The organism is Protofrankia symbiont of Coriaria ruscifolia, from assembly GCF_900634745.1.
GTDB classification, from domain to species: domain Bacteria; phylum Actinomycetota; class Actinomycetes; order Frankiales; family Frankiaceae; genus Protofrankia; species Protofrankia californiensis.
Window position 1 is genome coordinate 73,331 of the sequence record NZ_CAAAFR010000173.1, and the last position, 7,179, is coordinate 80,509.

The 7,179-nt window shown below is 69.7% G+C and carries 7 protein-coding genes; all 7 read right to left on the minus strand.

The window, feature by feature from the left end; translation table 11 throughout:
• Positions 1 to 144 precede the first annotated feature (144 nt).
• Positions 145 to 414, minus strand: a complete 270-nt coding sequence (rpsO, locus tag CV1CTNOD_RS19150; protein WP_131768274.1) for a 30S ribosomal protein S15 — start codon at positions 412 to 414, stop codon at positions 145 to 147.
• A gap of 138 nt (positions 415 to 552) precedes the next feature.
• Entirely contained in the window at positions 553 to 1,494 is a 942-nt protein-coding gene (locus tag CV1CTNOD_RS19155) for a bifunctional riboflavin kinase/FAD synthetase (protein ID WP_131787385.1), read from the minus strand.
• Positions 1,495 to 1,546: 52 nt separating this feature from the next.
• On the minus strand, positions 1,547 to 2,446 hold the full coding sequence (gene truB, locus CV1CTNOD_RS19160) for a tRNA pseudouridine(55) synthase TruB (protein WP_131787386.1): 900 nt from the start codon (positions 2,444 to 2,446) through the stop codon (positions 1,547 to 1,549).
• Positions 2,446 to 3,537, minus strand: coding sequence for a DHH family phosphoesterase (locus tag CV1CTNOD_RS19165; protein WP_131787387.1), 1,092 nt, complete (start codon positions 3,535 to 3,537; stop codon positions 2,446 to 2,448). Before CV1CTNOD_RS19165 ends, truB begins: the two co-directional genes overlap by 1 nt.
• Positions 3,534 to 4,019, minus strand: a complete 486-nt coding sequence (gene rbfA, locus CV1CTNOD_RS19170; protein WP_131787388.1) for a 30S ribosome-binding factor RbfA — start codon at positions 4,017 to 4,019, stop codon at positions 3,534 to 3,536. Before rbfA ends, CV1CTNOD_RS19165 begins: the two co-directional genes overlap by 4 nt.
• On the minus strand, positions 4,012 to 4,440 hold the full coding sequence (locus tag CV1CTNOD_RS19175) for a DUF503 domain-containing protein (protein WP_242606831.1): 429 nt from the start codon (positions 4,438 to 4,440) through the stop codon (positions 4,012 to 4,014). The genes rbfA and CV1CTNOD_RS19175 overlap by 8 nt, the downstream gene beginning before the upstream one ends.
• 19 nt (positions 4,441 to 4,459) lie before the next feature.
• Positions 4,460 to 7,179, minus strand: a 2,720-nt coding sequence (gene infB / locus CV1CTNOD_RS19180; RefSeq protein WP_131787389.1) for a translation initiation factor IF-2, incomplete at its 5' end; no start/stop codon positions are given.

The window sequence follows — 7,179 nt, forward strand, 5'->3', positions numbered from 1 at the left end:
GCTCAGTCGAAGCCTCCGGGGTCGTCGTAACGACCTGCCCGGACACCACCACCGAGGACCGACAGCTCGCGCCGTCACGGACCCGGTCAGATCAATGGAAGCGACATCGCCTCATGTGCGACATCGCTCCCCCCTCACCCGCCCTTACCGCCGCAACCCGAGCCGCTCGATCAGCGACCGGTACCGGTTGATGTCGGTGTTGGCGAGGTAGTTCAACAGCCGCCGCCTCCGCCCCACCAGCAGCAGGAGCCCCCGCCGGCTGTGATGGTCGTGCTTGTGCGCCTTGAGGTGCTCGGTCAGGTCGCTGATCCGCCGCGTGAGCATTGCCACCTGGACCTCGGGGGAGCCGGTGTCACGCTCGACCGTGGCGTATTCGGACAAGATCTGCTGCTTGACGTTGCTCGCGAGCGGCACGCGAAACCTCTATTCTGTCACCGGGCAGGATGCGCGCCCGGAGTCTGCCTCACCCGGGCTGACGGACACACCACGCTCGTCTGGTGTCGAAGCTTACCAACCCAGCGGGTACTGCCCTGACCTCCCAGTGTTGCACACCTAGCGTTGCGAGCCCGTAACCGCTGTGATCTTGCGGGTGGCGGTCACATCGGCCGCCATCTGGGCGACGAGGTCGCCCACGGAATCGAAACGCAGGGTCGGGCGCAGCCGCTCGGTGAACTCGAACGCCAGCCGGGCGCCGTAGAGGTCGTCGTCGAAGTCGAGCAGGTACGCCTCGACACGGCGATCGGTCCCGTCGAACGTGGGGTTCGTCCCGATGGAGATCGCCGCCGGATACCGGTCACCGGAGCGCACCGCATGCCCGGCATAGACACCGTCCGCCGGCACCGCCGCATACCTGGTGGTCTCGAGATTCGCCGTCGGATATCCGATAGTCCGCCCGCGCGCATCACCGTGCACCACGGTCCCCTCGACCCGGTGGTCACGGCCCAGCGCCCGCGCCGCCGTCACCACGTCACCCTCGGCGATACGAGCCCGGATGTGCGTGGAGGAGAGCACATGGTCATCCTCGCGTACGAGCCGGACGCCCTCCACCGCGAAATCCTCCGCCGCGCCGCTGCGGCGCAGGCTCTCCAGGTTCCCCGCCGCCCGGTGACCGTAGGTGAAGTTCTCCCCGACCACCACCACGCTCGGCCGCAGCTGGCGTCGCAGCATGTCGTGGACGAAATCCTCCGGTGACACCAGACTGAACTCGGGTGTGAACGACTGCACGCATACGGCGTCGACACCAAGACGTTCCAGCAGTTCGACCTTGAACTCGGGGGTGGTCAGCAGCGCTGGGTGGCTGCCCGGGTGGATGACCTCCGCCGGATGCGGGTCGAACGTCAGCACCAGGGCCGGCTCACCCGCCCGGTGCGCGCGCTCGACCGCGCGAGCGATGATCTGCTGGTGGCCGCGGTGGACACCGTCGAAGAAACCGATCGTCACGACACCGCCGGGCCAGCCGTCCGGCGTATTGCGCACTTCACGCCACCGCTGCACGTTCAAAAGCCTATCGGGATCTCTTCGGGCCCAGGGGCCAAAGGCGACGCGATCATGTCTTTTGCGCTGCCGAAGGCTGCGCGAAAACCACCAACGACCGGCAGGCATCCTCGGTGTCCTGGGCCAGGGCAAGGAGCTCACCGGCGGGGCCGAAGACACCATAGGTGCCGGACACGCCGAACGGCGGCAGTCTGCGGCCATGAGATATTGCGCACGCTTCGTCGGTGTCCACCTGGCGACGGGGAAACAGCGCGCCGACCGCATCAGCCAGCGGGCGCAGCGCACCTGCCCCGACCTCGGCAAGAGCATCCAACGTGATCGTCTCGGTGAGGTCGAACGGGCCCACCGACAACCGTCGCAGGGCGCGCAGATGAGCGCCGCATCCCAGCGTCTCGCCGAGGTCACGAGCCAGCGCACGGACGTAGGTGCCGCTCGAACAGGCCACGACCACGTCGAGATCCGTTCCGCGGCGGGCCAGCAGCTCGAACCGGCTCACCGTCACCCGCCGCGCCGCGAGGACGACGTCCTGCCCCGCGCGTACCCGGGCGTAGGCCCGCACACCGTCGACCTTCACCGCGCTGACCGCGGACGGGACCTGGTCGATCTCACCGGTGAGCGCCGCCATGGCGGCGGCTAACCGCTGCTGATCGGCGGCCACCTCCCGGACCGCGACGACGTCGCCCTCGGCGTCGTCGGTGGTGGTCGAGATGCCAAGCTGAACCGTCGCCTGGTAGACCTTGTCCGTCAGCGCCAGATGCCCGAGCAGCCGGGTAGCCCGACCCACCCCGAGCACCAGCACGCCGGTGGCCATCGGGTCGAGCGTGCCCGCATGGCCGATCCGGCGGATACGCAGCATCCGGCGGGCTCGGACAACCACGTCGTGCGAGGTCAGACCCGCCGGTTTGTCGACCACGACCAAACCGTCCACCCCGGCGGCGGTCGCGACACCCATCAGGCGGGCAGCCGAGGCGCCCGAACCAACGCCTCGCGCAGGGTGTCCATGGTCTGCTCGAGGGAGTCCGACGAGCTCAGCCCGGCAGCGAAGCGATGACCGCCCCCACCGAGCTGGGTGCACACCGCGCCGACATCGACCCCACCCTTGGAACGCACCGACACCCGCCAGATCTGGTCGGCGTCCTGCTTGCAGACGACCGCCACCTCAGCCTCGGCGGTGGTCCGCACGATGTCGATCACCCCTTCGATCTCGTCCAGGGTGAGACCGGCGCCGGTGAGATCCGCAAACGCACACCACGTCCACACCAGGTCGTGCTCAGGCTCCAGACGGGCCCGGCCGAGCAGCTCACCCAGCAGCCGCAGATAGCTGAACCGGTGTGTGTCCCACACCGTCCGGGTGATCAGGTCATGGCGGATGCCGGTGGCCAGCAACCGCGCGGCCAACCGGTGGACCTCCGGCGTCGTCGCGCCATAGCGGAACGACCCGGTATCGGTCACCAAGCCGGTGTAGATCGCAACGGCCAGGTCGTGGTCGAGCTCCACGCCGAGCGCATCGATGACATCGGTGACCATCACGCTGGTGGACGCGGCATCGGCATCGATCAGATTGACGTCCCCGAACCGGGTGTTCGAGGCGTGATGGTCGATCACGACCATCCGTCGCGCCCGGGTGGCGACCCGCCCCAGCGCCCCGAGCCGGGCGAGGCTGCCGGCGTCCAGCGTCACCACGAGATCCGGCGTCGCCGGGACCAGTGACGGCGGGACAAGAAGGTCCTGACCGGGCAGGAAGGTCAGGGAACGCGGTACCACGAACGGGTCGCTGTCGAAGGACACCGACGCCCGGGTGCCGAGCGTGCGCAGGGCCAGTCCGAGCGCGATCGCCGAACCAAGGCTGTCCCCGTCCGGATCGACGTGTGCCACTAGCAGGACGCTCTCGCCGTCCCGCACGGCGGACAGAATCGCCTCGACCGCACGGTCTCGCTGCTCGCCGACCACCTCATCGGAGGCCGCCCCTGCCCGGGCCGTTCCCTCCCCCGCCCCGGGTACCGGTAGCAGGGACAGGTCCGCGAGGCTCGTCACGTCGGTCATCGCAGCTTGTCCCCCATCATGCCCCCATCAGACATCATGCCCCCATCGGGCTCGTCGTCATCTCCCCGGGGCTTACGGTACGGGTCGGGCTCACCAGCCGGTCGAGCGCCATCCCGCACTCCGGCAAGGCCCGCGTCCCGCTCCCGGGCGGTGACAATCAGTTCCTCAAGGTGGCGTGCGTCGTCCGGCAACCGGTCGTGGACGAAGGTCAGGGCCGGAGTGACCTTGACCCCGGTCTGCCGGCCGACCTGGCCGCGCAGCAGGCCCTTGGCCGACTCCAGCGCGCGGGCCGAGTCCAACCTGTCCGTGTCGTCGCCGTAGACGGTGTAAAAGACGGTGGCCTCGGTCAGGTCCGGCGTCACCCGGGCGTCGGTCACGGTGACCATGCCCAGCCGCGGGTCCTTCACCTGGCGTTCCAGCGCGGCCGCGACCACCTCACGGATACGCACCGCGAGCCGGCGGGCCCGAGCAGGGTCAGCCATGGCTTCCTCCCGTCACTGTCACCGCATCTTCGGTCACGGGCGCCTGTCCGGCGGGAAGCTCGACGTTCCCGCCGGAGTCGATCTCCATGCCGGACTCGATGCCCGCAGCGGATTCGACGTCCTCGTCGAAGTCCTCGTCGGAGAGGTACCGTACTCGCGCTGCAAGCAGCTCCATCTCGGGGCGCTGCGCGACCAGACGCTCGCAGGCCTCGACGACCTCGACGCAATGGGCCCGATCCGCAGCCACCAGGGCGACGGCGATCTGCACCCGACGGTGCAGATCGTGGTGGCCGGTCTCCGCCGCACTTACCGCATACCTGCGGCGGAGCTCCGCCACCACTGGCCGAACCATCGACCGTTTCTCCTTCAGTGACCGCGTGTCACCGAGAAGAAGATCGAACACTGCCGTCCCCGTCCACATACCCGCGTCCTCAGGCTCCTCAGGAGCGAGGAACCTCCCTTTGCTCGAAGGTCTCGATCACATCGTCGATCTTGATGTCGTTGAACGAACCGAGTCCTATACCGCACTCGTAGCCCTCACGGACCTCGGTCGCGTCGTCCTTGAACCGCTTGAGCGACTCGACCGTGAGATTGTCCGCGACGACGACGCCGTCACGAACCAGGCGCGCCTTGGCGTTGCGGCGGATGAGTCCGGAACGTACGAGACAGCCGGCGACGTTGCCGATCCGGGGCACCCGGAAGACCTCGCGGACTTCGGCGGTCCCGAGCTGGATCTCCTCGTAGACCGGCTTGAGCATGCCCTTGAGCGCGTTCTCGATGTCCTCGATCGCCTGGTAGATGACCGAGTAGTAGCGGACGTCGACGCGCTCGCGCTCGGCGAGCTCCCGCGCCTTGCCCTCGGCGCGGACGTTGAAGCCGAGGATGACCGCGTCGGACGCGCTCGCCAGGTTGACGTCGTTCTCGGTGATCGCTCCGACACCACGTCCGATGATCCGCAGCGAGACCTCGTCACCGATATCGATCTTGAGAAGCGAATCCTCGACCGTCTCGACCGAACCGGACACGTCGCCCTTGAGGATGAGGTTGAGCTGGGTCTTCTCGCCCTCCTTCATCCGCTCCAGGATCGTCTCCAGGGTCGGGCGACCGCGGCTGAGCGCGAGTTCGGCGTTGCGCTCACGCGCCTGCCGCCGCTCGGCGATCTGGCGGGCGACCCGGTCCTCCGGGACGACCAGGAAGTTGTCGCCGGCGTCGGGAACACTGGTGAACCCGAGCACCTGGACGGGCCGGGCCGGGCCGGCCTCGGCCACCGGACCGCCGTGCTCGTCGAGCATCGCCCGGACACGTCCGAAGGCGTCACCGGCGACGACCGAGTCCCCGACCCGCAGAGTTCCACGCTGGACGAGCACCGTGGCAACCGGGCCGCGGCCGCGGTCCAGACGACCTTCGATCGCAACACCCTGGGCCTCGACCTCGGTCGGGGCACGCATGTCCAGCGCCGCGTCGGCGGTGAGGATGACCGCCTCGAGCAACCCGTCGATGTTGGTGCGGTTGCGGGCGGAGACGTCGACGAACATGGCGTCGCCGCCGTACTCCTCGGCGACCAGTCCGTACTCGGTGAGCTGTCCGCGAACCTTCTGCGGGTCAGCCCCCTCCTTGTCGATCTTGTTGACGGCGACGACGATGGGGACGTTGGCGGCCTGGGCGTGGTTGAGCGCCTCGATCGTCTGCGGCTTGACGCCGTCGTCGGCGGCGACCACCAGCACCACGATGTCGGTCACCTGCGCACCTCGGGCACGCATGGCGGTGAATGCCTCGTGACCCGGGGTGTCGATAAAGGTAATCTTTCGCTCTTCCCCGTCGACCTTGGCCCGGACCTGGTAGGCCCCGATGTGCTGGGTGATACCACCGGCCTCACCACTGACGACGTCCGTCGACCTGATCGCGTCGAGCAGTTTCGTCTTGCCGTGGTCGACGTGACCCATGACGGTCACGACAGGCGGACGCGGCGACAGTTCGACCTCGTCGCCGTAGTCACCGCCGAAGGAGAGGTCGAAGCTCTCCAGGAGCTCCTTGTCCTCGTCCTCGGGACTGACGATCTGCACGTCATACCCGAGTGTCACACCGAGTAGCTGCAAGGTCTCGTCCGTACACGACTGCGTCGCAGTCACCATCTCACCGAGCTGGGTGAACACGACCTGGACGAGCGCACCCTGGTTGGCGTCGATCTTGTCCGCGAAGTCGGCCAGGGAGGCGCCCCGGGGCAACCTGATGACCTGCCCGTTCCCGCGCGGGACCATCGCCCCCATGCGGGGGGCTTCCAGCCCGCTCTCCCACTCCTGCCGCTTCGCGCGCTTGGACTTGCGCTGACGCCCCGGGCGGCCGCGGCCACCGGGACCGAACGCACCGGCCGTGGTGCCACCGCGACCACGGCCGCCGGAGGTGGGGCGACCGCCGGGGCCACCGGGACCGCCGGGGCCACCGGGACCGCCGCCAGGACGCCCGGGAGCACCCGAACCCGCGCCGGCACCGGCTGGACGACCAGGCGCACCACCGCGACCGGCGAAACCGCCACCGCCCGGACGCCCGCCACCCGGACGTCCACCACCGCTACCGCCACCGCCACCGGGAGCCGGACGGCCACCGCCACCGCCACCACCGGGGCCGCCGCCGGGACGAGGCCCGCTTCCGGCGGGGCGGGAGGGGAACATGCTCGGATTGGGTCGAGGACCACCGGTACCACCCGGACGCGGCGGCATCTGACCCGGCGACGACCGACCACCGGTACCACCCGGACGCGGCGGCATCTGACCCGGCGACGGCCGACCACCGGTCCCACCCGGACGCGGCCCACCTGTGCCACCAGGCCGCGGGCCGCCAGGACGCGGACCGGCCTGGCGGTGCGGCGGTGCGGCGGGCGTACCGCCGGGGCCCGAAGCCTGCGACCGCGGCTGCGAGCCCGATGTCGTGTACGGGTTGTTACCAGGACCTGCCGGTCGGGGACCGGGCCGCGGACCCGGGCTGGGCCGACCGGAGGGGCTCTTCACGGACGGCCCCTGGGCCGGGGAACTCTTCACCGGGGGGGTCTGCGCCGAACCCGGGACCGCCGAACCCGGAGCCACCGGGCCCGCCGCCGCCGGGGTCTGCGCTGGCGGGGTCTGCGAACCACCCGCGGGCCCGGAGCGTGGAGGTGGGGGTGGGG